Genomic DNA, 26,553 nt, shown 5'->3' on the forward strand with positions numbered 1-26,553 from the left:
GGCTGACGGCTGACGGGAGGCGGGTGGCGGGAGGCCCTCAGGACCCGATCGGGGCCTCCCAGACCAGCCGGGTGCCGCCGCCCTCGGCCGGGTCGACGGTGAAGGAGCCGCCGACCCGGTCGGCGCGCTCGGCCAGGTTGCGCAGCCCGCTGCGCCGCCCGCCCTCGGGCACGCCGACGCCGTCGTCCGTCACGCTCAGCGCCACCCGCCCGGCCAGGGCGCGCAGCGTCACCTCGACCCGGGATGCCCTGGCGTGCCGGGCGGCGTTGCTGAGCGCCTCGGCGAGGACCGCGACCACGTGCCCGGCCAGCTCCTGCGGCACGTCGGTGTCCAGCAGGCCCTCCATGCTCAGCCGGGGCGGGAAGCCGAGCGTGCCCTGGGCGTCGGTGACCACCCGGGTGGCGCGGGCGCGCAGGCCGCGGTCCGGCTCGCTGTGGGCGCGCAGACCGAAGATGGTCGAGCGAATGATCTTGATGGTCTCGTCCAGGTCGGCCACCGCCCGGGCCACCCGGTCCGCCGCGGCCTGGCTCTCGATCAGCCGGCCCGCGCTCTGCAGCGTCATCCCGGTCGCGAACAGCCGCTGGATCGCCAGGTCGTGCAGGTCCCGGGCGATCCGGTCGCGGTCCTCCAGCAGGTTCAACTGCTCGGCGTCACGCCGCCGTTCGGCCAGCTCCAGGGCCAGCGCGGCCTGGTCGGCGAAGCCCAGCAGCGGACCGGTCTCCTCCGGCCCGAACGCCGGCTGACCCTGCGCCCGGGCCAGCAGCAGCACGCCCCGCCCGTACCCGGCACCCGTACCCAGCGGCACCGCCACCGCCGCGCCCAGCCCGTCGAAGCGGCCCGCCGGACCGGCCGGGAAACGGGCGTCGCAGGCCAGCTCGTCACTGGTGGCCGGCGAGCCGGAGGCGTACGCGGCACCCGACAGCGTGCCGTCCACCGGCACCGTCACCCCCAGCCGCGCGGACGGCGTGCCACCCAGCGCGACCTCCACCGTCAACTCCTCGGCCCGCTCCTCCGGACCGGCCAGCGCCACCGAGACGTCCGCCAGCTCGGCGCCCGAGATCTCCCGCGCCCGACGGGCGATCAGCTCGACCACCTCCAGCCGCGGCGCCCCCGACAGCAGACTGCGGGTGATCTCGGTGCTCGCCCGCAGCCAGCGCTGACGCAGCTGCGCCTCCTCGTACAGCCGCGCGTTGTCGATCGCCACACCGGCCGCGACCGCCAGGGTGGAGATCACCGCCTCGTCGTCCTCGTCGAAGTCCAGCCCGCCGCGCTTGTCCGTCAGGTAGAGGTTGCCGAACACCTCGCCGTGCACCCGCACCGGCACCCCCAGGAAGGTGTGCATCGGCGGGTGGTTCGACGGGAAGCCCACCGAGGCCGGGTGGTCGGACAGCACCGGGCAGCGCAGCGGCCGCGGCTCGCGGATCAGCTCGCCCAGGATGCCCCGGCCCGACGGCGGCGGGCCGATCTCGGCGATCTCCTCCTCCGTCAGGCCCACCGTCAGGAACTGCGACAGCGTGTGCCCGTCCGGCCCGATCACCCCGAGCGCCCCGTACCGGGCGTCCACCAGATCGGCGGCGGCCTCCACGATCCGGTGCAGCGCCTGCGCCAGGTCCAGCTCCCGCCCGACCGCCAGCACCGCCTCCAACAGGCTGTGCACCCGGTTCTGCGTGCCGCGCGCCGCGTCGATCCGCCACTGGAGCTCCTCCAGCAGCTCGTCCAGGCGCAGCCGTGGCATCCGCGCGCCGCCACCCGCCGCGCTGCCGTCCGCTCCGCCCACCGCTGTCCTCCTCGTCGTGCTGCCCTGACCGGCCCGTCCACCTTCCGGACGCGCCCCGTCCGCCCCGCGGACGGCCGCCCCCACCGCCCGACCCGACTCGGGTGCCGTCCGACCAGCGGGATTGCCGTGTTCAAGGTAGTGCCCCGGTGTCGGTGGTGGGGACGGCGGGGTCGGCCGTAGGCTCCGTCGGGCGGGCCTTTCGTCCCGCCGCGCAGGGTCCTGCGGCCTCTGCCGCCGGGCCGCGCGTAGCTGCCAGGGTGGGGGAGGAGCGGACGGGGCGTCAGAGCACACCGCGGCCCGCACCGAACCGCCGAGCGTCGACGACCTGTCGACAGTGTGGAGGAACAGTCATGACGTCAACCGTGCTGGCCGGGGTCGACGGATCGCCGCAGAGCGCCGCGGCCGCCCACTGGGCCGCCGCCGAGGCGGTGCGCCGGGGCGCCTCGCTGCGCCTGGTGCACGCCTGGCCGTGGCTGACCGACGGCGTGTCCTCCTTCGCCGAGGAGGACGACCTGCCCGAGGCCGTCCGCCGCACCCTCGCCGAGGCCGCCGAGGACATCCGCGGCCGGCACCCCGACCTGGCCGTGGAGACCGACGCCGTCCTGGACGCACCGGTGGACGGCCTGCTGGCCGCCGCCGCGGAAGCGGAGCTGCTGGTGCTCGGCTCGCGCGGCCGCGGCGGTTTCACCGGCCTGCTGCTGGGCTCGGTCAGCATGTCGGTGGCCGGGCGCAGCACCGTGCCGCTGGTCGTGGTGCGCGAGGAGGGCGAGGCCGGCGCGGGCGAGGTGGTGGTCGGCGTCGACGCCCACACCCCCGAGACCGAGGTGCTCGACTTCGCCTTCCGCGAGGCGGCCCTGCGCGGCGCCCGGGTCCGGGCGGTGCACGGCTGGGAGCTGCCGCCGGTGTTCGGCTACGCGGGCGGCGCCGTCCCGGCGGCCGAGCTCGCCCAGCTGGAGGCGCTGGAGGCCAAGCTGCTCTCGCTCGCCCTGGCCGGTCCGCGCGAGCAGCACCCGGAGGTGGAGGTGGTCGAGGACGTGCAGATCGGTGCCGCCCGCGCCCTGGTCGAGGTCTCCGCCGGCGCCGCGCTGGTCGTGGTCGGCCGGGGCCGGCGCCCGGTCGAGTTCGGGCCCCGGCTCGGCCGGGTCGCGCACGCCGTCCTGCACCACGCCGAGGCTCCCGTAGCGGTCGTCCCGCACGGGTGATGGACGGCCCGTCCGGTGGATCCGCCCCCGTCCCGATCCACCGGACGGGCCCGACGGCCTCCCGCCAGGGCCCGACGGCCTCCCGCCGGGGCCTCCCGAGCGGGAGGCCCCGGCCCGGCGGCCGCGAGGACGGGCCCAAGGGCCCTGTCCCCGGACCGGTCGGGGCGCGCACGCTCGTAAGCAGCGGGACCCGCGGGTCCCGTGCGGCCGAACCCCGCGGTTGAAGCCGAAGCCTCGCGGTTGAAGGAGTGGATCGCCATGACGCTCGACCCGGCTCTCACCCAGATGCTCAGCACGGCCGACCTGCGCCTGCTCGCCGCGGCCGGCGGCGCGGCGCCCTCGCTGCACAACAGCCAGCCCTGGCGCTTCGCGCCGACCCCGGACGGGCGCGGGCTCGCCGTGCACGCCGACACCGGGCGTTCCGTACCCCTGGCCGACCCGGTCGGCGCCGCGGCGCACATCGCGGTCGGCGCGGCCGTGTTCAACCTGCGGGTGGCGGCCGGCCGACTGGACCGGGAACCGCAGGTCCGGCTGCTGCCGGAGGCCGCCGAGCCCGGCCTGCTCGCCGTGCTCGACCTCTCCCGGCCGGCCGTCGAGGAGACGCCCTTCGGCCGCGACCTCTACCCCGCGATCGCCGCCCGGCACTCCAGCCGCGAGCCCTTCACCCAGCGCGACGTCCCCGAGGCGGTGATCGGCGAGCTGATGGCCGCCGCCCGCGAGGAGGGCGTCGCGCTCGCCGCGCTGGAGGAGGACGGCGTACGGCGGGTGCAGGCGCTGACCGCCGAGGCGGAGCGCCGCATCGCCGCCGACCCGGCCCGCGTCGCCGAGTCCCGCTCCTGGCTGCGGTCCGACGACGGCACCGCCGAGGACGGCATCCCGCAGGCCGCGCTCGGCCCGCAGGACCACGACGCCCGGGTGCCGATGCGCGAGTTCGCCGGCCGCCCGCCGGAGGCGCCCGCGCAGCCCTCCCGGCGGTTCGAGGCGCTGCCCCAGCTGTGCACCCTCACCACTCCCGGCGACGGCCCGCTGGACTGGCTGCGCACCGGGCAGGCGCTGGAGCGGGTCTGGCTGCTGGCCACGGTGCACGGCGTCCGGCTCACCGTTTGGCACCAGGCGATCGAGTGGCCGGACATTCGCTGGGCGCTGCGCGACCCGGCCGCCGGGCCGGGCCACGTCCAGCTGGTGCTGCGGGCCGGCTACGGCCCGCCCGGTGCGGCGACCCCGCGGCGGACGGTGGAGGAGACGCTCGGGGAGCCTCCTGCCTGAGCCGAGCGCCCTCCCGGAGCCGAGCGTCCTTCCCGGAGTGTCTCCCCCGGCCCCCGGGGCTCGAAGCCGTCGGGCTTCGGGCCCCAGGGCCTTCGGGGACGGTCAGCGCGGCCGTTCGGCCGCGGGCAGCACCTGGGCGGCGAGCCGCAGCGGCGGACTGTGCCGGAAGGCGAGGGTGAACTCCACCCACTGGCCGGCCCGCAGCGGCGGCGGCTCGGCGATCATCAGGTCCGCGTCCTCCGGGGTCATCCGCAGTTCGCCGCGGCCCGGCACCGGCAGCGCCGAGGCCGGCTCCCAGCGGCCCGCCGCGCCCTGGTGCAGGTGCCGCTTCAGTGTGATCCGGCCGCCGAACTCCCAGGAGGCGCCGGTCAGTTCGTCGGGGACGTCGCCCGGGTTGCGGACCGTGAAGAAGGCCGCCGTGGCGGTGGCCGCACCCGCCGTCGGCAGCAGTACCCAGCCCGGTTCGGCCGTCACCGGGAGGGCGCGGCCGGCCCCGCCGACCGCCGTCCACCCGGTGAGCAGGACCAGGGCCAGGGCCGCCGCGCCGACCGGCGGGCCGGCCACCGCGAGACGCCCGGCGGCCCTCGCCGCCGTCCCTCCCTTCGCACCCCTCACACCCGTCACGCCCCTCATGCCCCTCACGCCCTTCCTGTTCTCCACGCCCCTCACCGCCGTCCTCCCCGGCGCTGTCCCCGCCCCGGCTCCCAGGTGCGCAGCCGCAGGCTGTTGCCCACCACGAGCAGCGAGCTGAGCGACATCGCGACCGCCGCCAGCATCGGGTTGAGCAGCCCGACCGCCGCCAGCGGGATCAGCACCAGGTTGTAGCCGAAGGCCCAGAGCAGGTTGGCCCGGATGGTCGCCAGGGTCTGCCGCGCCAGCCGTACGGCGTCCACCACCGCCTCGATGTCGCCGCGCACCAGGGTCAGCCCGGCCGCGCCGATCGCGGCGTCGCTGCCGGAGGCCAGCGCCACCCCGAGGTCCGCCGAGGCCAGGGCGACGGCGTCGTTGACGCCGTCGCCGACCACCGCCACCGTCCGTCCGGCGGCGCGCAGTTCGGCCACCACCTCGGCCTTGCGCTCGGGGGAGGCCGAGGCGTGCACCCGCTCGATGCCCAGCTCGGCCGCCACCGCCCGCGCGGCGCCCGGGCCGTCCCCGGTCAGCAGGACGGTCTCCAGGCCCAGCCCGCGCAGCCGGTGGAGCGCCCGCCAGCTGCCCGATCGCAGGGTGTCGCCGACCACCAGGACGGCCGCCGGCCGCCCGTCCAGCTCGACCGCGACGGCCGTACGGCCCTCCTCCGCGGCCTGCGCGGCCGCCTCGGCCAGGGCCGGGGGCAGGACGGAGCCGTCCGGCCGCACCACCCGCACGGCCCGGCCCTCGACCGTCCCGGACACCCCGAGCCCGGTGGTGGCCGCGAAGCCGTCCACGGCCGCCGGCGGCCCGCAGCGCTCCCGGGCCGCCGCCGCGACGGCCCGGCCGATCGGGTGCTCGGAGCGGTGCTCGACCGCGCCGGCCAACCGCAGGGCCTCGTCCTGGGCGAGGCCGTCGGTGGTGGTGACGGCCGACAGCTCCATCCGTCCGGTGGTCAGTGTCCCGGTCTTGTCCATCACCACCGTGTCCACCCGGCGCAGGCTCTCCAGCACCTCCGGGCCGCGCACCAGCACGCCCAGTTCCGCGCCCCGCCCGGTCGCCGCCAGCAGCGCCGTCGGCGTGGCCAGCCCGAGCGCGCACGGGCAGGCCACCACCAGCACCGCGACCGCCGCCGTCACCGCCGCCTGCGGGGCCGCGCCCGCGCCCAGCCAGAAGCCCAGCACGCTCGCCGCGATCGCCAGCACGCAGGGCACGAACACCCCGGCCACCGCGTCCGCCAGCCGCTGCGCCCGCGCCTTGCCGGCCTGGGCCTGCGCCACCAGTGCGGTGATCCGGGCCAGTTGGGTGTCCGCGCCGACGGCCGTGGCCCGGACCACCAGGGCGCCGCCCACGTTGACCGTCGCACCCGCCACCACGGCGCCCGGGCCGACCTCGACCGGCACGCTCTCCCCGGTCAGCAGGCTCAGGTCGAGCGCCGAACCCCCTTCGACCACCACCCCGTCGGTGGCCACCCGCTCGCCCGGCCGCACCACGAACTCCTGCCCGGGCAGCAGCAGTTCGATCGGCACCAGGCGCTCCTCGCCGTCCGCCCCGCGCAGGCACACCTGCTTGGCGCCCAGCTCGGCCAGCGCCCGCAGCGCGGACCCGCTGCGCCGGCGCACCCGGCCCTCCAGCAGTCGCCCGGCCAGCACGAACAGCGGTACGCCGACCGCCGCCTCCAGGTACACGTGCGCGGTGCCGCCGCCGTCGGCGGTCAGCGAGAACGGCATCCGCATGTCCGGATCGCCGGCCCCGCCGAGGAACAGCGCGTACGCCGACCAGCCGAAGGAGGCCACCACACCCAGACTGACCAGGGTGTCCATGGTCGCCGCCGCGTGCCGCAGCCCCCGCAGGGCCCGGCCGTGGAAACCGGCCGACCCCCAGGTCACCACCGGGACGGCGAGCGCGAAGCAGACCCACTGCCAGGCGGTGAACTGCGCCGACGGCACCATCGACAGCACCAGCACCGGGACGGCCAGCAGGGCGGTGACCAGCAGCCGCCACCGCTCGTCCGGCTCCTCGGCCGCCATCCCGACCGGAGCCCCCGCGGGCAGCGGCTCGGCGGTGTAGCCCGCCCGTTCGACCGCCGCCACCAGTTCCGCGACCGGGATCCCGGCCGGGTGCAGCACCCGGGCCCGCCCGGTCGCCAGGTTCACCCCGGCCGTCACCCCGTCGATCCGGGCCAGCCGCTTCTCCACCCGGCCCACGCAGGCGGCGCAGGTCATCCCGCCGACCGCCAGATCGGTGGCGACCACGGGCTCGGCGACGGCGCTCACCGCATCCCGCCCATGTCGTGCCCGCCCATTCCGGGGGACGCCCCGCCCCCGCCGCTCGGCCGCAGACCGGGCGCCACCGGCCCCACCTGCCGGCCCACCCCGTAGGCCACCACGAACACCACCACCAGCAGCAGGAGGAAACCCGCCAGCACACTCAACGGCCGGACACCCGGCGACTTCGCACTCACCTCCCAGCAGTCGGACGCGACCGCGGAACGGTTCCCGTACGCTCCGAAATCGAGGCGCGAATAATCGGATGACGAGCCGCGGCCCGACCGGGTAGCGTCCGGGACGGCGCCTCCCGATGCGCCTGGCCCCGGTTACTTCCTTTTCGAAAACCATCAAGTGACACCGGTGCCGATTCTGATCCCGGGAGGCGCCCGTCCCGGCACGCGCCGGTTTCGGCCCGCGCCCGCCGTCGCCGCGTGCCCCGGCTCGCCCTTCCCCTCCCGCTCCGGCCCGACCACCCACCAGGGGGACCTCTGCATGACCCGGTTCAACCGCCAACGGACCAAGGCCGCCACCAGGGCCGAGATCCAGCGAGAACTACCGGGACTCACCGCACGGGGGGTGTCCTCCCCGCTCTCCACCCACGGCCAGTGGCCGATCCCGGAGGTCCGGCACCTGCGCTCGGCGCCGCCGCCGGTCGTCCGGCGCACCGCGGCCGCCCCGGGACGGACGGCCGCCCCGGGAACGGCGGTCACCAACCACCAGGGCGGCACCGGCTACCTCCGGGAGCCGAAGGAGGAGCTGTTCCTCCTCGCCGTCTCCCACCTGTTCGGCCAGGAGAGCTTCTACGAGTCGGCCGTCGAACGCGACGAGCGGTACGTGCGGCTGATCCGCGAGCACGCCGTGAGCGACCCCGAGTGGACCCTCGGGCTGCTGCGCTGGCTGCGCACCGGGTTCCGCGTCCGGACCGCCGCCCTGGTCGGGGCCGTCGAGTTCGTCCACGCCCGGTCGGCGGCCGGCGCCGCCGGGTACTCCCGGCAGGCCGTCGACGCGGTGCTCCAACGCCCCGACGAGCCGGGCGAGTTGCTGGCGCACTGGACCGGCCGGTACGGCCGTCGGCTGCCCCAGCCGCTGCGCCGCGGCATCGGCGACGCGGTCCGCCGGCTCTACACCGGCCGCGCGCTGCTGAAGTACGACACGCCCTCGCGCGCCTTCCGCTTCGGTGACGTCCTGGAGCTCACCCACCCCGCGCCCGACCCGGACAAGCCCTGGCAGGGCGCGCTGTTCCGGTACGCCCTGGACCGCCGCCACCGCCCGGACCGCGCCCTGCCGCCCGCCGACCAGCGCCTGCTGAGCGCCCACCACGAACTGCTCGGCGTCCCGCCGGCCGACCGCAGGGCGCTGGTCACCGAGCCCGGCGGCGCGCAGCGCCTCGCCGAGGCCGGGATGACCTGGGAGGCCCTGGCCGGCTGGCTGCAGGGCCCGCTGGACGCCGCCGCCTGGGAGGCCGTCATCCCCTCGATGGGCCCGATGGCGCTGGTGCGCAACCTCCGCAACTTCGACCAGGCCGGCGTCGGCGACGAGCCGGCGGCGCGGGCGGCCGGCCGGATCGCCGACCCGGAGGAGGTCCGGCGCTCCCGGCAGTTCCCGTTCCGCTTCCTCGCCGCCCACCGCGCCACCCGCTCGTCACGCTGGTCCGAGCCCCTGGAGACCGCCCTCGGGCACTCGTTGGCCGGGGTGCCCGTGCTGCCCGGCCGCACCCTGGTGCTGGTGGACCGCTCGTCCTCGATGTTCGACCTGCCGTCGGCCCGGACGCAGCTGAACCGGGCGGACACGGCCGCCGTCTTCGGCACCGCGCTGGCCCTGCGGGCCGAGCGGGCCGACCTGGTCCAGTTCGGCACCGGCAGCCGGGCGGTCGAACCGGAACCCTCGGTGCTGCGGACCCTGGGGCTCTTCCGCAACCTGGGCGGCACCGACACGGCCGGCGCGGTCCGCCGGCACTACCGGGAGCACGACCGGGTGGTCGTGGTCACCGACGAGCAGGCCCACCGGTCGAGCGCCGACCCGTTCGCGCCCGTCCCCGAGGACGTCCCGGTGTACACCTGGAACCTGGCCGGCTACGCCGTCGGCCACACCGCCCCAGGCCCGCGCCGCTACACCCTCGGCGGCCTCAGCGACGCGTCCTTCGAACTGATCCCGCTGCTGGAGAGCGGCCAGGACGGCGGCCACCCCTGGGAGCGGTCAGCTCCGCACACTGCGCGGCCCGATCGCCCCGGCGCCCAACACACCGACCCGGGAACGTAGTTCACGGTCGGCGGTGACCACCAGGCAGGTCCGCTCCGGGTCCTCGGTGCGGGCCGCGCGGACCAGCTCCACGATCCGGTCGTCCCCGCTGCCGCCCGCCGCGACCACCCGCACCCCGGCCACCCCGTCGACGCCCCGGGCCGCGCCCTCCACCACCAGGACCACCTCCAGCGGGCCGGGCAGCTCCGGCACGCCCCGGGCGGCCACCGCGACCAGCCCGTCCCGCAGCCGCTCGGCGGCGCCCCGCCGGTCCCGCCACCAGCCGTCCGGCACCGACCCGACCACGTTCGCGCCGTCGACGACCAGCAGGGGGAGCGGCCCGGCCGCGTTCTCGTCCATGGCCGCCAGCCTGCCACGTCGTCGCCCCGCGCCGGGCCGCGGGCACACGGGCACGCGGCTCGGCCGAACCGGGGACCCGCCCGGCATGTCCGGCGCGCGCTGCCGGGCGGCCGCACGGCGGTCGGGTAGGCAACGGGCCCATGGAGACACGCATCGACGAGATCGCCGAACGCGTCTACCGGGTCTCGACCTTCGTCCCGGAGATCGCCCCGCCCACCGGGTTCACCTTCAACCAGTTCCTGGTCGACGCCGAGGAGCCGCTGATCTTCCACACCGGGATGCGCCGGCTGTTCCCGGGCGTCTCGGAGGCGATCGGGAAGGTGGTGCCGCTGGAGCGGCTGCGCTGGGTGACCTTCGGGCACGTCGAGGCGGACGAGTGCGGGGCGATGAACGAGTTCCTCGCCGCGGCACCGCACGCGCGGGTGGCGCACAACACGCTGGGCTGCCTGGTCTCGCTGAACGACCTGGCCGACCGTCCGCCGGTGCCGATGGACGACGGCGAGGTGCTGGACCTCGGCGGGCGCCAGGTGCGCCGCCGGCTGCGCAACATCAACACCCCGCACGTGCCGCACGGCTGGGAGGCACGGGTGCTGTTCGAGGAGCAGACCCGCACCCTGTTCTGCGGAGACCTGGCCGGAGTTCGTCGGGCTGCCCAGCGTGCTGGCGGGCCCGCACCCGTAGCTCAGTCCGCGAGCGTGATCCGGATGCCGACGGTGCCGCGCTCGCCGCGCCGCAGCCGGCTGCCGAGCAGGGTGAGCACGCCGAGCAGGCCGTACTTCTGGCGCAGCAGCGTGCGGTAGGCGGCGGTGCGCTCGGGGCCGAGGATCTCGGCGGTGGCGGGGTACTGGTCGCCGGTCGGGTTGCCCTTGACGTCGCAGGGGCCGACCACCACGTCCGCGCGGTTGCGGATCCGCTTGACCTTCCAGGAGTCCGCGACGGTCCAGACGCCGAGCGCCTCCCCGTCACGCACCACCCACACCGGGGTCGGCACGGTGGTGCCGTCCTTCTTGTACGTGGTGACGAGCAGGTAGCTCCCGGAGGAGAGCCGGACGATCCGGGAGAGCCGGTCCGCGGCGGAGTGGTCGGGCGTGGTCATGGCCGGAAGTCTAGAGGGCGGTTCGCCGGAACCCGGCCGGCGCGCTCCCCCGGAAGGGCGTGCGGGCCGGGTACCGTCCCCGCCGGTCAGTCGGATCCGGTGCGGTGGGTTCGGGCGTGGGGGCGGGCGCTGCGCGCGCTGCGGATCAGCGTGCGGGCGTGGCGGACCGCGCGGCGCCGGCCGCGGCCACCGACGCCGGTGGCGCCCCCGACGGAGGTCGCGCCGCCCCCGCCGTACGCGGGGACGGGGACGGCCCGGGCGGGCGCGGCTCGGCGGCGGGCGGCGGTGCGGGCGGTGGCCCAGGCGGCGAGCGCGGTGCCGAGGGCCGCGGCGGTCCAGACGGCGGCGGCGAAGCCGGAGTCGGAGCTGCCGGCCACCGGCGGGCGGGACCAGGGCGGGAGCTGGTCGACGGCCTCGGCGCCGGCCCCGGCGGACGGGGCGGGCGAGGGGCGGGCGGGCTCGTCGACCAGTTTGCCGACCGGCTGGACCTTTCCGGCGGCCGCGAAGCCCCAGTCGAGCAGGCTGGCGGCCTCGTCGTACACCCTGCCCTGCACCTCGGGGTGCATCACCGTCACCAGCAGGGTGCGGCCGTCGCGTTCGGCGGCGCCGGTGAAGGTGGCGCCCGCGTTGGTGGTGTAGCCGTTCTTGACGCCGATCAGGCCGGGGTACTTGCCGAGCAGCCGGTCGGTGTTGGCGATGTCGAAGCTGGTGCGCCGGCCGGTGGTCTTGTCCAGCCCGCCGGGGAAGCTCGCGGTGCGGGTGGAGCAGTAGGAGCGGAAGTCGGTGTTGCGCAGCCCGGCCCGGGCGAAGAGCGTGAGGTCGTAGGCGGAGGAGACCTGGCCGTCCATGTCGTAGCCGTCGGGGGAGACCACATGGGTGTCCCGGGCCTGGAGGGTCCGGGCGCGCTCCTGCATCTCGGTGACGGTCCGCTGGATGCCGCCGTTCATGTGGGAGAGGACGTGGACGGCGTCGTTGCCGGAGCTGAGGAAGACGCCCCGCCAGAGGTCCTCGACCCGGTAGGCGAGGTTCTCCTTGACGCCGACCAGGCTGCTGCCGGCGCCGAGGCTGGCGAGTTCGGCCGTGGTGACCTTGTGTTCCAGGCCCCGGTCGAACTTGGGCAGCACGGTGTCCGCGAACAGCATCTTGAGGGTGCTGGCCGGGGGCAACGGCAGGTGGGCGTCACGGGCGGCGAGCACCTCGCCGGTGGCCGCGTCGGCGACCAGCCAGGATCGGCCGGTCAGTTCGGACGGCAGGGCCGGCGCCCCGGCCAGCGGTTCGACCTGGACGGCCGGGCGGCCGAGCCGCTCCCCGCCGACGGCGGGGACGGAGTCCTGGGCGAGGGCCGCCGGGGCGATGGCGGAGAGCACCAGGGCGGCACAGGCGGCGGTGCCGGCCGCGGCCCTGGTGACGTACGGGGACTTCTGCTGCACACGCTTGGGCTGCACACGGCGAACGTACCCGGGCCGCCGCCGGGCCGCCGGACCTGCTGCTCCGTCCGGAGTTCTGCGGGCGCGCGGGGAGCCCGGGGGGCCGCCCGGAGCCGTGCGGACCCGTGCGGAAGGGACGACTTTGGTGGCGCGGGTCCGCACCGAAAGTCGGACGTCCGGCGACCGGCCGCCTTCCTAGGCTCGGGGGCATGAAGACGCTGCTCGGCTACCTCGGTTCGGTGTTGATCGTCGGCGGCGCCTCGGGCCTGTTGTCCACCTGGATCGAGGGCTTCCGGCTGTTCGGTTTCGTCCGGGTCCTGGTGCCGGCGGGCCACGAGATCGCCGGGTACGCGACCCTGGTGGTGCTCGGTGTCCTGCTGGCGCTCCCCGCAGCCCGGCACGGCTAGCGCGGCCGGGCGGCGGGGAGCGGTTGCGCGGCGGCGAACCGCGGTGCGGCCGCCGCCGACGGGGTCCGCACCGGGCGCCCGGCCCTCAGCGGGCCAGGGCCGGGGCGTCGCCCATGACCACCACCGGGTGCAGGGCGGGGTCGAGGGCGAGGAGCAGTTCGCGCATCCGGTCGGGGGTCAGTCCGACGCAGCCGTGGGTGGGCCCGCCGTGGTCGACGTGCAGCCAGATGCCTCCGCCGTACTGCCCGCCGCGCGGGCGGCGCCGGTCGAGCGGGGAGGCGCCGGGCACGCGGTTGTAGTCGATGGCCACCACGTAGTCGAAGGCCCCGGCGAGCGGCTCGCCCGCGAAACCGGTGCCGGAGATGCTGAAGTCGTCGGTGTGGTCGTAGGGCAGCCGGGTGCCCGGGTCGGGCAGGCGCCCGCCGGCGTCGCCGAGGTTGAACACGCCGATCGGCGAGCGCAGATCGCCCTCGTGGTGGTCCGCGGTCCAGCCGTGCAGGGCGTTGCGGGTGGGCCAGGTCGGGCCGGCGAGCCAGCCCGTGCCGTCGTCGCGGTAGAGGACGGCGCGGCCGGTCGAGGCGTCGGGGCCGTCGCCGGTGACGACCAGCGCCTGCCGCGTCCCGGCGGGTACGGCCGCCAGCAGGCGGGGCCCGACCCCGGGCAGTTGGCGCGGCAGTTCGGGCGGAGCGGGCCGGGCGGCCACGGCCGCCGCGGTCGGGTGCGGCGTGGGCGCTGCGGGCGCGGGGGCGCCCGGGGTGCCCGGGGTGTCGGGGACGGCCGCGGCCGGCGGCACGGGCCCTGCGGCGGTGTTGGGCGCGCAGCTCACGAGGAGCAGCGCCAGCCCGGCCAGGGCGCGACGGGGTAGGGACATGGCGGTTCAGCCTTCGGAAAAGGAGCTTCGGAAAAGGAACTTGGGGGGAGGAGCGTCGGGCGAGGGGGCTCGGATCAGCCGCGCGGGGTGTTCGCGGGCGTGCTGCCGTTCCCGGTGGTGGTCCGCAGGGAGTCGAGCACCTGCCGTACCTGCCGCAGCGTCGGGTCGGACGGCTGGCGCAGGCAGGCCGTCAGCTCGATCAGCTCGGGGCGGCCGCCCCGGACGACGACGCGGTGCCCGACGAACTCCCGGGTGCCGCCGTACATGGTGCAGAACGTCTCGGGGCTGCCCTCGGTGAGGGTGGCCGGGCGCGCGGCGGTCTGCGGGATCCGGGCCGGGTCGTCGACCAGCCGGAGCATGACGAAGGCGTCGTCGGCGGTGAGCGGTCCGACGGGCACGCAGAGGTCGCCCTCCGGGCAGGACGACTTCACGTCGAGCGGGTGGGTGGCCAGGAAGCCGATCCCGTCCCGGGGGTCGTCGGTGACGCCGGCGCGGGTGCGCCAGCCGTGCGGCACGTCGACGGCCACGTCCGGCAGGGACGGGAAGCGGACGGTCGCCTCCGGGGGCGGGACCGTGGCCACGGCGGACGGTGTCGCCGCCGGCCCCGCGGCCGCCCCTCGTTCCGGGGCCGGGGCGACGGCGGGTGCGGCCGCCAGCGCCGCGGCGACCAGCCCGCCGGTCAGTCCGGCACCGATCGTGGCGGTCCGCCGCCGGGACCGGGTGCGGGCGGCGCGGGCGCGGACCCGGTCCATCCGGTCCTCGGGGGCGTCCAGGTCCGGTACGGCCCGCTGGAGCAGGAACCGCAGCTCCTGCTCCTCGTCGCCGCCGGCGGGCCCGTGCGAGTCCGGGTCCAGCAGGTCACATCCGGTCACGGTGTCCTCCGTCCAGCAGCAGTTCCCGGGTGGGCAGCCGGCCGCGCAGGGCGGCCAGCGCGTGGTGCGTCTGGCTCTTGACCGTGCCGGTGGAGCAGCGCAGCGCCTCGGCGGTCTCCTCCACACTCAGGTCCTCGAAGAAGCGCAGCACGACCACGGCCCGCTGACGCGGCGGCAGCGCCCGGACGGCCTGGGCGACGACCTGCCCGACCACCACGTCCTCGTACGGGTCCGCGCCCGGCGACGGCCGGTCCGGCAGTTCCCCGTGCGGCAGTTCCCCGGTCCAGCGGCGGCGCCACCAGGAGACGTGGCAGTTGACCAGGACCTTGCGCAGGTACGCCTCGGGACGGTCGGGGGCGATCCGCTCCCACTTGGGCCAGACCTTGGCCAGTGCGGTCTGCAGCAGGTCCTCGGCCTGGTGCCGGTCGCCGGTCAGCATCCAGGCCGTGCGCAGCAGCTTCGGTCCGCAGGCGGAGACGAACTCCTCGAAGTCCGGTGTCGCGTCCCTCATCGTGCTGTCCCCGCCATGGTGCTCGTGCCGTTCCCGTTCGCTGCGGCGGCCCGGTCGGCCGCGGTGGTCGTCTCATTCTCACGGCTGCTGAACGCGATGGGTGACGGGGCGGGTTGCCTGCCTGCGGGAAAAAGTTTTTCGGGCCGGCGCGGAGCGGCGGTGCCGCGGGCGATGCGGTATCCGAGGCCGGGGACCGCGCCGCCCGCAGCGGCCCGGTTCCCGGTTCCCGGTTCCCGGTTCCCGGCTCCTGGTTCCCGGTTCCCGGGACCGCGTCACCGTGGATCAGTCGGGAGGCCCTCCGCCGCGATGCCGTCGAGCAGCACGGCGAGCCCGCTGCGGAAGGCCTCCAGGTGGCCGTCCTCCGGGGCGCCGCCGCCTTCGCTCTGCAGGGCGACGAGAAGGGGGAAGCGTTCCGCGAAGTCCGGGGCGAGTTCGACCAGTCGGGCGGAGCGGCCGGCCCACCAGTCCTCGTCGGTGACGCCGGTCGCGGCGGCCGCGCCGCGTGCGTCGGCGGTGGTGGCGGCCAGGCCGCGGACGAACTGCCAGAGTGCGGCGACCGCCCCGCGCAGCCGCCGGGGAGCCAGCGCGGCCGGTCGCAGCGCGCGCAACAGCGCCTCCATCGCGGCGAGTTCGGCGGGGCCGAGCACCGGGCGGGCCTGCGAGACCTGGAGCACCCAGGGGTGGCGCAGGTAGCAGGCGTACAGGTTCTCGGCCCAGGCGGTGACGGCCCCCCTCCAGTCCTCGGCCACAAAGGGGCCGTCCGGGAGTCCGGACGGGTATTCGGCGGGGCGCTCACCGGGGAGTTCGGACAGGTATTCGGCGGGGCGTTCGGTCGGGCGTTCGACCGGGAGCTCGGCGAGCACCCGGTCGTGCATCAGGTCGAGCAGTTCGGCCTTGCCGGGCACATAGGTGTAGAGGGCCATCGCGGTGCGGCCGAGCCGTTCGCCCACGGCGCGCATCGACAGTGCGGCCATGCCCTCGGCGTCGGCCACCGCGATTCCGGCCGACACGATCGCGTCCACGCTCAGGCCCGGCTTGGGGCCGCTGCGCCCGGTGCGCGGTTCCGCGGGCGCACCCCAGAGCAGGGCGAGCGAGCGATGGGCGTCGCCCTGTCCGGCGTAGACGGTCATCCGACATCTCCTTATGGCGTAAAGTATCGCCCCTGCGGCAACTCTTTATGCCGTAAGGTTACCAATCGAAGGGGTTTCGCGATGACATTGCCCGTCACCTTCGTCGAGGTCGTCGAGGTCCGCCGGATCACGCCGCGCACCGCCCGGATCACCTTCGCCGCCGAGGAACTGCCCGACGCCGTCGGTACCGCCCCCGACCAGCAGCTCAAGCTCTGCTTCCCCCGCCCCGGCCAGCGCGAGCCGGTGCTGCCCGCCCGGCAGGACGACCCGACGGGCTGGTACCGGGCCTACCTGGCGATCCCCGAGGAGCGGCGCCCGCTGCTGCGCGGTTTCACCCTGCGCGGGCGGCGCCCCGGCACCCGGCTGGTCGAGATCGACTTCGTGCTGCACGGCGACACCGGGCCGGCCGCCGCCTGGGCGCTGCGGGCCGCACCGGGGGACCGGCTCGGGATGGTCGGCCCCTCCGCGCTGTACGCCCCGCCGGTCCCGTTCGCCGAGGCCGCGGCGGCGGCCGACTGGGTGCTGCTGGCCGGCGACGAGACCGCGCTGCCGGCGCTCGCGACGCTGGTCGGGGCGCTGCCCGCCGGGGTGCGGGCGGTGGTGTACGTCGAGGTCGCGGACGAGGCCGAGCGGCAGCCGCTGGAGGGGCCGGAGGGCCTCGACGTGCACTGGCTGCACCGGGACGGCGCCGCCCCGGGCGCCGTGCTGACCGGGGCCGTCCGGTCCGCCGAGCTGCCGCCGGGCCGGCCGTTCGCCTGGCTGGCCGGCGAGGCGGGGGCGGTCCGGGTGCTGCGCCGCCACCTGGTCGAGGAGCGCGGCGTGCCGAAGGCGTCCGTCGACTTCACCGGCTACTGGCGCCACCGGCTGACCCAGGACGACGCGCCGACCGCCGAGGACCTGGCGGACGCTCAGGAGCGGCTGGCCGGGTACTGACCGGGACGGGCTGGACGGCGGGCGGGCGGCGGAGGGGCGGGCGGAGGCCTCGACAGGAGCCGGCCGCGCCGGTTCGCGGGCACGTCGTTTCGCCGGCCGCGTCGTTTCGCCGGGCGGTGGCGCGGGAAGGGAGTCGCCACCGCCCTTCCCGCGGTGGAGTCGCCCCGGGTCCGGTAAGGGCCGATCGGCTGAAAGATGATGATTCAGCCCGATTTCCTCCGTGAATTTTACTGATTGATGGTCAACTTTACTTTCTGATGGGGATTTACCCCCTTGTCGTGATCCTCTCAGGTGCGTTGGAATGCGTCAGCTATCCATCTGACGAGAGGATTTATATGATCGGCTGGCGGAAAACCCAGCTGGCGGCGGCCGTCACGGTCACCGCCGCGTCGATGGTCCTGAGCCTCGGGACCATGGCGAACGCGGCCCCGGCCCCCGACCCGCAGAACGCCCGGGCGGCGTCCGCGGACGGCGCCCCGGTGCCGGTGATCGTGATTCTGAAGGACCAGATCGCGGACGCCCCGGCCGACCACGGCCACCTGGGCGCCCGGCAGCAGAAGACCGCCGACGCGCAGGCGCCGCTGCTGAAGAAGGTCAAGGCGGCCGGCGGCACCGACATCAAGAGCTTCGTGGTCGGCAACGCCTTCTCGGCCACGGTCAGCCCCGCCCTGCGCGCCCAGCTCCAGGCGGACCCGGCCGTCTCCACCGTGGTGGCCGACGCCCAGGTCCAGGTCGCCCCGGCGGCCGCCGGAAAGGCGAAGGCGGCCAAGGACGCTGCCGCCGCCGGCGCCAAGGCGCCCAAGGCCGATGCCGCTCCGCAGGCCGTTTCGGGCAGTAACGGCCAGGGGGCGGAGGAGAACGCGACCAACACGGTCTGCCCCTCCGACCCGAGCAAGCCGCTGCTGGAGCCCGAGGGCCTCTACTCGACCCGGGCCGTCACCGGCAACGGCAAGCCCGGCGTGGAGGACCTGGCCACCGGCAAGGGCGTCAAGGTCGCCTACATCGCCGACGGCCTCGACCCCGACAACCCGGACTTCATCCGGGCCGACGGCTCGCACGCCGTGGTCGACTACCAGGACTTCGCGGGCGACGGCTGGGACGCGCCGACCGGTGCGGCCGAAGCCTTCGGCGACGCCTCGGCGGTCATCGCCCAGGGCCGCCAGGTCTACGACGTCTCCAAGTTCGTGAACTCCTCGCACCCGCTCCCGGCCGGCTGCAACATCCGCATCCGCGGCCTCGCCCCGGACGCCGACCTGGTCGCGCTGAAGGCCGGCGGCGAGATGATGTCCAACTCATCGATCCTGCAGTCGATCGACTACGCGGTGCGGGTCGCCCACGTCGACGTGCTGAACGAGTCCTTCGGCGGCAACGTCACCCCGGACAGCGGCGCGCACGACACCATCTCGCTCTTCAACGAGCAGGCCGTCAAGGCCGGTGTCACCGTCGCCGTCTCCAGCGGTGACGCCGGCATCAGCGGCACGGTCGGCACCCCGGCCACCGACCCGTACGTGATCGCGGTCGGTGCCTCCACCGACAACCAGAACTACCAGCAGACCGGCTACGCGGCCTCCCAGTTCTCCAACAGGACCTGGAGCAACAGCCGGATCTCCGCGCTCTCCTCGGGCGGCTTCACCCAGGCCGGCCGGACCGTCGACCTGGTCGCCCCGGGCGAGTCGGACTGGGCGCTGTGCACGCCCGACACCAGCAAGTACACCGACTGCACGGGCTACAACGGCCAGCCCTCGCCGATCCAGCCGTTCGGCGGCACCAGCCAGTCGGCCCCGTTCGTCACCGGCGCCGCGGCCCTGGTCATCCAGGCCTACCGCGACACCCACGGCGGCGACTCGCCCGCCCCGGCGCTGGTGAAGAAGTTCCTCACCGGCACCGCCACCGACCTCGGCGTGCCGGCCGAGGAGCAGGGCGCCGGCCTGCTGAACGTCCGCGCCGCCGTCGAGGCCGCCCGCGGCTACGACGACGGGGACGGCACCGACGGCGCGAAGACCGTCGTGGTCAACACCGGCCAGGTCGACATCGCCGGCGCCCCCGGCTCGACCCACACCGCCGACGTGTCCGTCACCAACACCAGTGACACCACCCAGACGGTGAGCGCCGCGACCCGCAGCTTCGCCCCGCAGTCGGGCAACCAGCAGACCGTCCAGCTGGACCCGTCCTCGAAGGACACCTTCAAGTACGCGACCAACGGCGCGGACTGGGTGCAGAAGCAGGTCAAGTTCACCGTCCCGGCCGGCGCCGACCGCCTCGCGGCCTCGATCGCCTGGCAGGGCGCGCCCAACCCGGTCACCAACGGACCGGTGGTCCGCATGACGCTGCTCGACCCCTCGGGCCGCTTCGAGACCAACACCCGTCCGCAGGGCGGCGCCACCCCGGCGAACTTCGGCCTGGTGGACGTTCCGCACCCGGTGGCCGGCGAGTGGACCGCGATCCTCTACACCCCGGCCGGCAAGGCCGGCTACAGCGGCGCCGTCCAGCTGGGCACCGCCACCCAGCGCGCGGTGCCGGCCGGCACCGTGAGCCCGAACACCACCGACCTGAAGCCGGGCCAGACCAAGACCCTCAAGGTCCAGCTCACCACCCCGGCCACCAGCGGTGACTCCAGCGAGGCCGTCCTGGTCTCCAGCTCCAACGGCAACACCACCAGCGTCCCGGTCGTGCTGCGCAGCCTCGTCCCGGTCAACCAGGGCAAGGGCACCTTCACCGGTACCGTCACCGGTGGCAACGGCCGCAGCGCCTCGCCGACGCAGAGCTTCGCGTACGCCTTCGACGTCCCGAAGGGCCAGAAGGACCTGCGGGTCGGCGTGACCGTCGGCAAGGACCCGAAGCTGCTCATGCAGGGCGCGCTGATCAGCCCGAACGGCACCCCGGTCGACATCGAGGGCAACGGGCAGTTCGACGCCCAGGGCAACCTGGCCGGCACCGGCAACGGCGTCTCGGCCACCGCCGTCAACCCGGCCGCCGGCCGCTGGCGGTTCGTCCTGAACGTGCTCGGCCCGGTCAGCGGCCAGGAGCTCGCCCAGGACTTCACCGGCACCGTCGCGTTCAACCAGAACCAGGCCACCGCGGCCGGTCTGCCGAACGACGCCCGCACCGAGCTGGCGGCCGGCAAGCCGGTCACCGTCCAGGTGAACTACACCAACAACACCGTCGCGACCCAGCGGATCGCGGCCGACGGCCGGCTGGACCGCCGGGTCGACCTGGCGCTGGTGCCGCAGGGCGCCTCGGCGACCGTCAGCCTGCCGCTGAGCCTCAGCTCCGCGGTGCCGTCCTTCCTGGTGCCCCCGGGCACCGACCGGCTCAAGGCCGTGGCGGCGTCCTCGACGCCGGCGCAGATCGAGCTGAGCGCCACCACCGGCTCGCCGGACCTGTTCGGCGACCTGAAGAAGGCCCAGGACGGCTCGACCGTCTCGGTGGTCACCGACAACGGCACCGCCGAGCAGCCGGTCGTCCCCGGCACCTGGGGCACCTTCGTCCAGCAGATCGGCCCGTTCGGCAGCGGCTCCGCGCCCGCCGGCACCTCCACCATCACGGCCACCGCGCACACCCAGGCCTTCGACCCGGCGCTGACCTCCAGCACCGGTGACCCGTACGCCGCCTCGGTGAACGCCTCGGCCGCGGCCGCCACCCCGGTGACCGTCGCCCCCGGCGCCACCGGCTCGCTCCAGGTGACGCTGACCCCGGCCGGCCCGAAGGGCAGCACCGTCAAGGGCGTGCTGTACCTGGTGTCCGGCCCGACCGGCGTGGCCACCGCCAACAACGTCCTGAACACCACCGGTTCGGTGCTCGCGGCGATCCCGTACAGCTACACCGTGAACTGACGTCCGATCAGTTCCGTTCAGGCCGAGGCCGTCCCGGGATTCCGGGGCGGCCTCGGCCGCTTCCATCCCCCGGAGCCGGCGGGGTTCCGGGGGCGGTCGGCTGGGCAGGGTCGGAAGTGACGGCATGTCTTCACCGGATGGGAAGTGGCGAGTTGAACGACGCGATCAAGCACGGCGAGATCGAGGTGAACGGCGTCCGGCTGCACTACGCGGAGCAGGGCGAAGGCCCGCTGGTCCTGCTGCTGCACGGCTTTCCGGAGAGCTGGTACTCCTGGCGCCACCAGTTCGCGCCGCTCGCCGAGGCCGGCTACCGGGTCGTCGCACCGGACCAGCGCGGATTCGCCCGCAGCGACCGGCCCGAGCGGGTGGACCAGTACAGCCTGCTGCACCTGGTCGGCGACGTGACGGCGCTGATCGGCGCGCTCGGCGAGGAACGGGCGGTCGTGGTCGGGCACGACTGGGGCGCGCCGGTGGCCTGGGCCACCGCGGCGCTGCGGCCGGACCTGGTGCGCGCAGTGGCCGGGCTGAGCGTGCCGCCGCTGCCGGTGGGCGGGCCGCCGCCGCTGGAGGCCGCCCGGGCGGCCTTCGGCGAGGGCTACTACCAGGTCTACTTCCAGGAGCCCGGCCGGGCCGACGCCGAACTGGCCGCGGACGTCCGGACCAGCCTGCGCCGCATCCTGTCCGCGAAGTCGCCGGACGGCACTCCGCGCGTGTGGATCGTCCCCGAGGGCGAGGGGCTGCTGGACAGCCTCCCGGAGCCGGAACGCCTGCCGGACTGGCTCACCGAGGCGGACCTCGACGCCTTCGAGGCCGACTACGCCCCGCACGGCGAGAAGGCCTTCACCGGCGGGCTCAACTGGTACCGCAACCTCGACCGGAACGCCGAACTGCTGGCCGCCTTCACCGGGGTGACGGTCGACGTGCCCGCGCTGTTCGTGGTGGGGGAGCAGGACCTCGTCAACGCGATGGTCCCGCGCCCGGTGCTGGACCACCTGCTGAGCCGGGTGCCCAGGCTGCACGGGCACGTCCGGCTGCCGGAGACCGGGCACTGGACGCAGCAGGAGCGCCCGGCCGAGGTCAACGCGGCGCTGCTGGACTTCCTGGCCCACCTCGAAAAGTAGACCCCGGGGCGCCGGTCGAGGCCGTCCGGGGACGGGGGCCGCGACCGGCGCCCCCGCACCGTCGGACCGGCGTCAGACCGGCAGCAGGCGGGCGATCAGCTCGCCGAGGCGGCGGGCGTTGCGGCAGGAGTGCATCTCCACCACGCCCGCGTACACGAGGGCGGCGGAGTCGCCGGTCGGCCAGAGCGAGGGCTGCTCGGGGTTGAGCCAGAACACCCGGCGGGCCCGGCCGGCGATCCGGCGCAGCGCGTCCGGGTTGGGGTCGCGCCGGTTGTTCCTGGCGTCGCCGAGGACCAGCACGCAGGTGCGCGGGCCGACGGCGTCCAGGTGCCGCTCGGCGAACTCGCCGAGCGCGGCGCCGTAGTCGCTGTTGCCGTGGTAGCCCGTCACCTTGGCCTCGGTGAGGATCCGCGCGGCCAGGCGGGCCGGGTCGTCGTCGCCGCGCAGCAGGCCGGTCACCTCGGCGGTGCGGTTGACGAACGCGAACACCCGGACCTTGCTGAACTGTTCGCTCATCGCCCGCACCAGCAGCATGGTGAAGTCGGCGAAGCCCGCCACCGAGCCGGAGACGTCGCACAGCAGCACCAGCTCCGGGCGGACCGGGCGGCGCAGCCGGTACGCGGGGCGCAGCGGCACCCCGCCGGTGCTCAGCGAGCGGCGCAGGGTGCGGCGCAGGTCGATCTCGCCGCGGGCGGCGCGGCGACGCCGGGCGGCCAGCCGGGTGGCCAGCTTGCGGGCCAAGGGGTGGACGGTGCGGCGCAGTTCGGCGACCTGGCCGCGCCCCGCGTAGAGGAAGTCGACCAGGTCGGCGGTGGGGGCGACGGCGCGTTCGGCGATCCGCTCGGGGCCGCGCAGCTCGGCGACCCGGCGGCGGGCCTCGCCGGCGGCCAGGGCGCGGAAGTCCTGGATGCGGCGGCGGATCTCGTCGGCGAGCACCAGGTCGGAGAGGTCCGGGGCGCTCCGCCGCTCGCGCAGGGCGGCCAGGACGCGGGCGAGCAGCGTCTCGGGGGCGAGCCGGCCCAGCGCCTGCTGGGCGGACCAGCCGTCCGAGCCCGGGGTGCCGCCGGCGCCGTACCGGCCGAAGGCCTCCACCACCTCGCCGGCCAGCCGGGCCTGGGCGGCGCGGTCGTCGTCGGCCAGTGCGGCGGCCAGGCGCTCGCGCAGCTGCTCGCGCAGCGGGTCGGGGCGGCCGAAGCGGGGCGGCTCGGGGTCGTCGGGGACGGGCGGCGGGTCGGCCCGGACGGCCTCCGGGGTGCCGACAGCGAGGGGGAAGAACAGGTCGAAGGCGGCGTCGAAGACGCTCCGCTGGCCCTCCGAGCGCAGCAGGGCCGCGGCCACACCGGCCCGCATCTGCTCGCGGTCGGCGAAACCGAGGACCTCCAGCACGGCGGCGGCGTCCACCGTCTCGGCCGGGCCGATCCGCAGGCCGTGCCCGCGCAGGGCGCGGACCAGGCCGGTGAGGCGGGCGGCGGTGTCGGCCGGCGGGGGCGTCGTCATGCGAGGGTGAGCTTCTGGGCGGCCTTGCGGACGTCGTCCTGGTGCTTGAGGATCACCCCGAGGGTCTCCCGGACGACCGTCTCGTCGAGGGTGTCGGCGCCGAGGGCGAGCAGGGTGCGGGCCCAGTCGATGGTCTCGGCGACGGACGGCGCCTTGCGCAGCTCCATCGCGCGCAGCGCGCCGACGACCCGGACCAGCGAATCGGCCAGCGTCCCGTCCAGGCCGGGCACCTTGAGGCGGACGATCCGGCGCTCCAACTCGGCCTCGGGGTAGTCGAGGTGGAGGAAGAGGCAGCGGCGGCGCAGGGCCTCGGAGAGCTCGCGGGTGGCGTTCGAGGTGAGCAGGACGAAGGGGCGGCGGGTGGCGGTGATGGTGCCGAGCTCGGGGACGGTGACCTGGAAGTCGCTGAGCACCTCCAGCAGCAGCGCCTCCACCTCGACGTCGGCCTTGTCCATCTCGTCGATCAGCAGCACCGTCGGCTCCTCGCCGCGGATCGCGGTGAGCAGCGGGCGGGTGAGCAGGAACTCCTCGCCGAAGATGTCGGTGCGGGCCTCCTGCCAGCCCTCGTCGCGGCCGGCGGTGATCCGCAGCAACTGCTTGGCGTGGTTCCACTCGTAGAGCGCGCGGGCCTCGTCGATGCCCTCGTAGCACTGGAGCCGGACCAGCCGGGCGTGGCCGATCGCGGCCACCGCCTTGGCGAGTTCGGTCTTGCCGACCCCGGCCGGGCCCTCGACCAGCAGCGGCTTGCCGAGCCGGTCGGCGAGGAAGACGGTGGTGGCCACGGCCGTGGAGGCCAGGTAGCCGGTGGCGGCCAGCTGTTCGGCGGCGTCCGCCACCGAGGTGAAGAAACCCGTGCCGTTGTCGCTCATCCGCTCGCCCCGTTCCGGTTCGCCGTCTCCGTGCGGCGCCACCCTACCGGCCGGTCACTTCGCTGTCTCGGGGGTGGGCGGCCGGGTCCGGGGGCGTGCCGCGGGGCCGGTCGGCGCGGCGGCGCACGGCCCGGTGAGGGTGCCGTGCGCCGCCGCTGTCGGGACGGGCCGGGAGGGCCCGGGCGTCAGTTGACGAAGAGGGCCGGGCTGCCGGCGACCGAGGTATCGAGGACCGGGCCGTAGGTGGCGCTGAAGTAGCCGGTCGCGAAGCACAGGCTCGGCCCGGAGGCCAGGGCGAACGGCTGGCCGGTGAAGCCGATGGTGTTGCCGGTGTTGGAGGTGGTGCCGTTGATCCCGGTGGTGTTCTGGTAGTTGCAGTTGATGCTGCCCAGGATGGTGTTGAGCACCACCGTGGTGCCCATCACGCCGGCCGCGCCGGGGGTGAGCTTGACCGGGTTGCCGGGGCCGTCGCTGACGGTGTTGGTGAACGGCAGGCTGGTGACCGTGACGCTCTTGACGCCGGTGACGCCGATGACGTTGGAGGTGCAGGAGCCGAAGGTCTGGGTGTTGAGCTGCTCGGTGGCGCTGCCCGGCGCGGCCGGGTTGGAGGTCACCGTCGCCGAGAAGGAGGAGGCGGCACACTTGACGCCGGTCGTCCCGGTGGCGCTGTTGTAGAAGGTCGCGGAGGTGCCGGAGACCAGGTTGGCGGTCAGTACGTCGCCGACGGCGACGGCCGGGCCGGTCGGGCTGCCGGTGGTGAGGACCGCGCCGGCGGCCTGGGCGGGGGCGACGGCCGCGCCGGTGAGGGCGAGTGCGGCGAGGGCGGCGGTGGCGAGGGTGCGGCTGATGCGCATGAGGGTGCCTCTCTCCGTCCGACGGACGGGTGGGGGAATCCCCGCGTGCGGGTGTGGTGGTGTGCACGACGGGGGAGGTGCATGGCGTACCGGAGTGCTTCGTACCGGAGGGCTTCGTACCGGTGGTTCGGCGCCGGTGGCCCGGTGCCGGGGCGACGTCCCGCGGGCTTCGGCACCGGCCGGCGTGCGGGCGGGCCCGGCGCCACGGGCCCGCCCGCTCGGTACGGCGGTGCGGACGTACGCAAGGGTGGGCGTACGGCGGTGCGGTGGTACGGCATTGCGGTGGCACGGTCGTGCGGTGGTGGTGCGGCGTTGCGGTGGCACGGTCGTGCGTACGGACGGCGGCGTGGAACACCAACGGCACCGCGCCGTTCGGTCGGGGACGTGCGGTGCCGTGGGGCACGTCGACGGCTGCCGCCGTCGCGCCCCGTCTCCGCCGTGGTCCCGTGGCCCGGGCGTTCGCCCGGGCTCCCCGGAGCCCCCGGAGGTCCGGCCGGTGGGGGCCTGCTGGCCCACCGGTTGGAAACCTGTCAGTGTTGTAAACCCGGTGTTCCATCAATGTCAATACAGGACACAGGAGTTGGTGATGGATCGGAAGAACCTCCGTGGAGCCGACGTGGTCCTGCTGCCGGGCGCCCGGACCGGCCGCGATCCGGCCCGCTCGATCAAGCCCGGGCCGCGCCGGCTGCCCGCCGGCGTGGTCGCCGCGACCCAGCGCGAGCGGCTGCTGGACGGCCTGGTGCGGACCGTCGCCGAGCGCGGCTACCAGCACGCGACGATCAGCGACATCTGCCGCGCGGCGGGCGTGACCAGGCCGGTCTTCTACGAGCTGTTCAGCGGCAAGGAGGATGCCTTCCTGGCCGCGCACCGGCACGGCACCGGTGTGGTGATCCGGCGGATGGCGGCGGCCTTCACGGCTGAATCCGACTGGTGCCGGGGCATCCGGAAGGCGCTCGGCGCGATGCTCCAACTTCTCGCCGGAACACCGGCGTTCGCCACGATGGCGGTGATCGAGGTCGAGGCGGTCGGCCCGGCGGGCCGACGGGAGCGGGCCCAACTGCTGACCAGGTTCCGGGCGTTCTTCGACGAGGTGCCCCAACTGCCGGGCGGGGTCAACTCGAAGGAGATGGTGGACTCGGTGGTGGGCGGTGTCTACAGCGCGATCTACCGGTGGATCGACTCCGGCCGTACCGAACAACTGATGGAACTGCTACCGGTGTTGAGCATGTTCTGCCTGTCGCCGTTCCTCGGTCCGGCGGAAGCGGCCGAGAGGATGGGGGTGCGGGACTGGCCGAAGCGGGTCGCCGATTGGTGAAGATCCCTTCGTGCACCCGTATTGACCCGGCCAATACCGGGCAGTAGCTTCCCAGTTACTTACCGCGTGCTGACCGG

Annotated in this window: 23 protein-coding genes; 9 read left to right on the forward strand and 14 right to left on the reverse strand. The window is 75.4% G+C overall.

Annotated elements, in window-relative coordinates; translation table 11 throughout:
- Positions 1-37: 37 nt before the first annotated feature.
- Complete coding sequence (locus ACFVHV_RS19055; protein WP_380352337.1) at positions 38-1,735, reverse strand: GAF domain-containing protein; 1,698 nt, start codon at positions 1,733-1,735, stop codon at positions 38-40.
- 392 nt (positions 1,736-2,127) lie between these two features.
- Between ACFVHV_RS19055 and ACFVHV_RS19060 the strand changes: the two genes are divergently transcribed.
- Both ACFVHV_RS19060 and ACFVHV_RS19065 read left to right on the forward strand, forming a co-directional pair.
- The gene (locus tag ACFVHV_RS19060; RefSeq protein WP_380352272.1) at positions 2,128-2,979 is read left to right on the forward strand and encodes a universal stress protein; all 852 of its coding nucleotides are present in this window, start codon (positions 2,128-2,130) and stop codon (positions 2,977-2,979) included.
- A 258-nt stretch (positions 2,980-3,237) separates the two neighbouring features.
- On the forward strand, positions 3,238-4,245 hold the full coding sequence (locus ACFVHV_RS19065; RefSeq protein ID WP_380352274.1) for an Acg family FMN-binding oxidoreductase: 1,008 nt from the start codon (positions 3,238-3,240) through the stop codon (positions 4,243-4,245).
- A 102-nt stretch (positions 4,246-4,347) separates the two neighbouring features.
- Here the strand turns inward: ACFVHV_RS19065 and ACFVHV_RS19070 are convergent, their stop codons facing one another.
- The 3 genes from ACFVHV_RS19070 to ACFVHV_RS19080 are packed head-to-tail and all read right to left on the reverse strand — an operon-like array spanning position 4,348 to position 7,306.
- Positions 4,348-4,869, reverse strand: a complete 522-nt coding sequence (locus tag ACFVHV_RS19070; protein WP_380352275.1) for a copper chaperone PCu(A)C — start codon at positions 4,867-4,869, stop codon at positions 4,348-4,350.
- 41 nt (positions 4,870-4,910) lie between these two features.
- Complete coding sequence (locus tag ACFVHV_RS19075; protein ID WP_380352277.1) at positions 4,911-7,148, reverse strand: heavy metal translocating P-type ATPase; 2,238 nt, start codon at positions 7,146-7,148, stop codon at positions 4,911-4,913.
- Positions 7,145-7,306, reverse strand: a complete 162-nt coding sequence (locus ACFVHV_RS19080; protein ID WP_359900935.1) for a hypothetical protein — start codon at positions 7,304-7,306, stop codon at positions 7,145-7,147. Before ACFVHV_RS19080 ends, ACFVHV_RS19075 begins: the two co-directional genes overlap by 4 nt.
- Before the next feature lie 328 nt (positions 7,307-7,634).
- Here ACFVHV_RS19080 and ACFVHV_RS19085 point away from each other — a divergent pair, with 328 nt between their 5' ends.
- Complete coding sequence (locus tag ACFVHV_RS19085; protein WP_380352279.1) at positions 7,635-9,401, forward strand: TROVE domain-containing protein; 1,767 nt, start codon at positions 7,635-7,637, stop codon at positions 9,399-9,401.
- Here ACFVHV_RS19085 and ACFVHV_RS19090 read toward each other — a convergent pair.
- A complete protein-coding gene (locus ACFVHV_RS19090; RefSeq protein WP_359900939.1) occupies positions 9,339-9,740 on the reverse strand; it encodes an NTP pyrophosphohydrolase in 402 nt (133 codons plus the stop codon). The two genes, ACFVHV_RS19085 and ACFVHV_RS19090, sit on opposite strands and share 63 nt — an antisense overlap.
- Before the next feature lie 140 nt (positions 9,741-9,880).
- On the opposite strand from ACFVHV_RS19090, the gene ACFVHV_RS19095 reads away from it, so the two are divergent.
- Entirely contained in the window at positions 9,881-10,540 is a 660-nt protein-coding gene (locus ACFVHV_RS19095; RefSeq protein WP_380352281.1) for a hypothetical protein, read from the forward strand.
- Here the strand turns inward: ACFVHV_RS19095 and ACFVHV_RS19100 are convergent.
- Positions 10,423-10,836 carry a PPOX class F420-dependent oxidoreductase gene (locus tag ACFVHV_RS19100; RefSeq protein WP_380352283.1) on the reverse strand — a complete coding sequence of 138 codons (414 nt, stop codon included), beginning with the start codon at positions 10,834-10,836 and terminating at the stop codon, positions 10,423-10,425. The two genes, ACFVHV_RS19095 and ACFVHV_RS19100, sit on opposite strands and share 118 nt — an antisense overlap.
- Positions 10,837-10,922: 86 nt before the next feature.
- Complete coding sequence (locus tag ACFVHV_RS19105; RefSeq protein WP_380352284.1) at positions 10,923-12,281, reverse strand: D-alanyl-D-alanine carboxypeptidase family protein; 1,359 nt, start codon at positions 12,279-12,281, stop codon at positions 10,923-10,925.
- Between the two features lie 191 nt (positions 12,282-12,472).
- Here ACFVHV_RS19105 and ACFVHV_RS19110 point away from each other — a divergent pair, with 191 nt between their 5' ends.
- Positions 12,473-12,670 carry a hypothetical protein gene (locus ACFVHV_RS19110; protein WP_359900946.1) on the forward strand — a complete coding sequence of 66 codons (198 nt, stop codon included), beginning with the start codon at positions 12,473-12,475 and terminating at the stop codon, positions 12,668-12,670.
- 85 nt (positions 12,671-12,755) lie between these two features.
- On the opposite strand, the gene ACFVHV_RS19115 is transcribed toward ACFVHV_RS19110, so the two are convergent.
- The 4 genes from ACFVHV_RS19115 to ACFVHV_RS19130 form a co-directional block, all read right to left on the reverse strand.
- Positions 12,756-13,541 carry a L,D-transpeptidase family protein gene (locus tag ACFVHV_RS19115; protein ID WP_380352286.1) on the reverse strand — a complete coding sequence of 262 codons (786 nt, stop codon included), beginning with the start codon at positions 13,539-13,541 and terminating at the stop codon, positions 12,756-12,758.
- 74 nt (positions 13,542-13,615) lie between these two features.
- A complete protein-coding gene (locus ACFVHV_RS19120; RefSeq protein ID WP_359900952.1) occupies positions 13,616-14,413 on the reverse strand; it encodes a hypothetical protein in 798 nt (265 codons plus the stop codon).
- Positions 14,400-14,924 (reverse strand): SigE family RNA polymerase sigma factor, encoded by a 525-nt coding sequence (locus ACFVHV_RS19125; protein ID WP_359900955.1) that lies wholly within the window; start codon positions 14,922-14,924, stop codon positions 14,400-14,402. Before ACFVHV_RS19125 ends, ACFVHV_RS19120 begins: the two co-directional genes overlap by 14 nt.
- 272 nt (positions 14,925-15,196) lie before the next feature.
- Complete coding sequence (locus tag ACFVHV_RS19130) at positions 15,197-16,054, reverse strand: TetR/AcrR family transcriptional regulator (RefSeq protein ID WP_380352288.1); 858 nt, start codon at positions 16,052-16,054, stop codon at positions 15,197-15,199.
- An 81-nt stretch (positions 16,055-16,135) separates the two neighbouring features.
- Between ACFVHV_RS19130 and ACFVHV_RS19135 the strand changes: the two genes are divergently transcribed.
- The 3 genes from ACFVHV_RS19135 (at position 16,136) to ACFVHV_RS19145 (ending at position 21,941) form a co-directional block, all read left to right on the forward strand.
- Positions 16,136-16,987, forward strand: coding sequence for a siderophore-interacting protein (locus ACFVHV_RS19135; protein WP_380352289.1), 852 nt, complete (start codon positions 16,136-16,138; stop codon positions 16,985-16,987).
- A gap of 335 nt (positions 16,988-17,322) precedes the next feature.
- Positions 17,323-20,820, forward strand: coding sequence for a S8 family serine peptidase (locus tag ACFVHV_RS19140; RefSeq protein WP_380352291.1), 3,498 nt, complete (start codon positions 17,323-17,325; stop codon positions 20,818-20,820).
- 152 nt (positions 20,821-20,972) lie between these two features.
- Positions 20,973-21,941: an alpha/beta fold hydrolase gene (locus tag ACFVHV_RS19145; RefSeq protein ID WP_380352293.1), complete on the forward strand. Its 969-nt coding sequence runs from the start codon at positions 20,973-20,975 to the stop codon at positions 21,939-21,941.
- 72 nt (positions 21,942-22,013) lie between these two features.
- On the opposite strand, the gene ACFVHV_RS19150 is transcribed toward ACFVHV_RS19145, so the two are convergent.
- The 3 genes from ACFVHV_RS19150 to ACFVHV_RS19160 form a co-directional block, all read right to left on the reverse strand.
- Positions 22,014-23,438: a VWA domain-containing protein gene (locus tag ACFVHV_RS19150; protein WP_359900968.1), complete on the reverse strand. Its 1,425-nt coding sequence runs from the start codon at positions 23,436-23,438 to the stop codon at positions 22,014-22,016.
- On the reverse strand, positions 23,435-24,307 hold the full coding sequence (locus tag ACFVHV_RS19155) for a MoxR family ATPase (protein ID WP_359900970.1): 873 nt from the start codon (positions 24,305-24,307) through the stop codon (positions 23,435-23,437). Before ACFVHV_RS19155 ends, ACFVHV_RS19150 begins: the two co-directional genes overlap by 4 nt.
- 185 nt (positions 24,308-24,492) lie before the next feature.
- Positions 24,493-25,161: a Tat pathway signal sequence domain protein gene (locus ACFVHV_RS19160; protein ID WP_359900971.1), complete on the reverse strand. Its 669-nt coding sequence runs from the start codon at positions 25,159-25,161 to the stop codon at positions 24,493-24,495.
- Positions 25,162-25,747: 586 nt separating this feature from the next.
- Between ACFVHV_RS19160 and ACFVHV_RS19165 the strand changes: the two genes are divergently transcribed.
- Positions 25,748-26,476 (forward strand): TetR/AcrR family transcriptional regulator, encoded by a 729-nt coding sequence (locus tag ACFVHV_RS19165; protein ID WP_380352295.1) that lies wholly within the window; start codon positions 25,748-25,750, stop codon positions 26,474-26,476.
- Positions 26,477-26,553: the final 77 nt, after the last annotated feature.

Origin of the sequence: Kitasatospora sp. NPDC127116 (assembly GCF_042677365.1) — a bacterium.
GTDB classification, from domain to species: Bacteria; Actinomycetota; Actinomycetes; order Streptomycetales; family Streptomycetaceae; genus Kitasatospora; species Kitasatospora lactacystinica.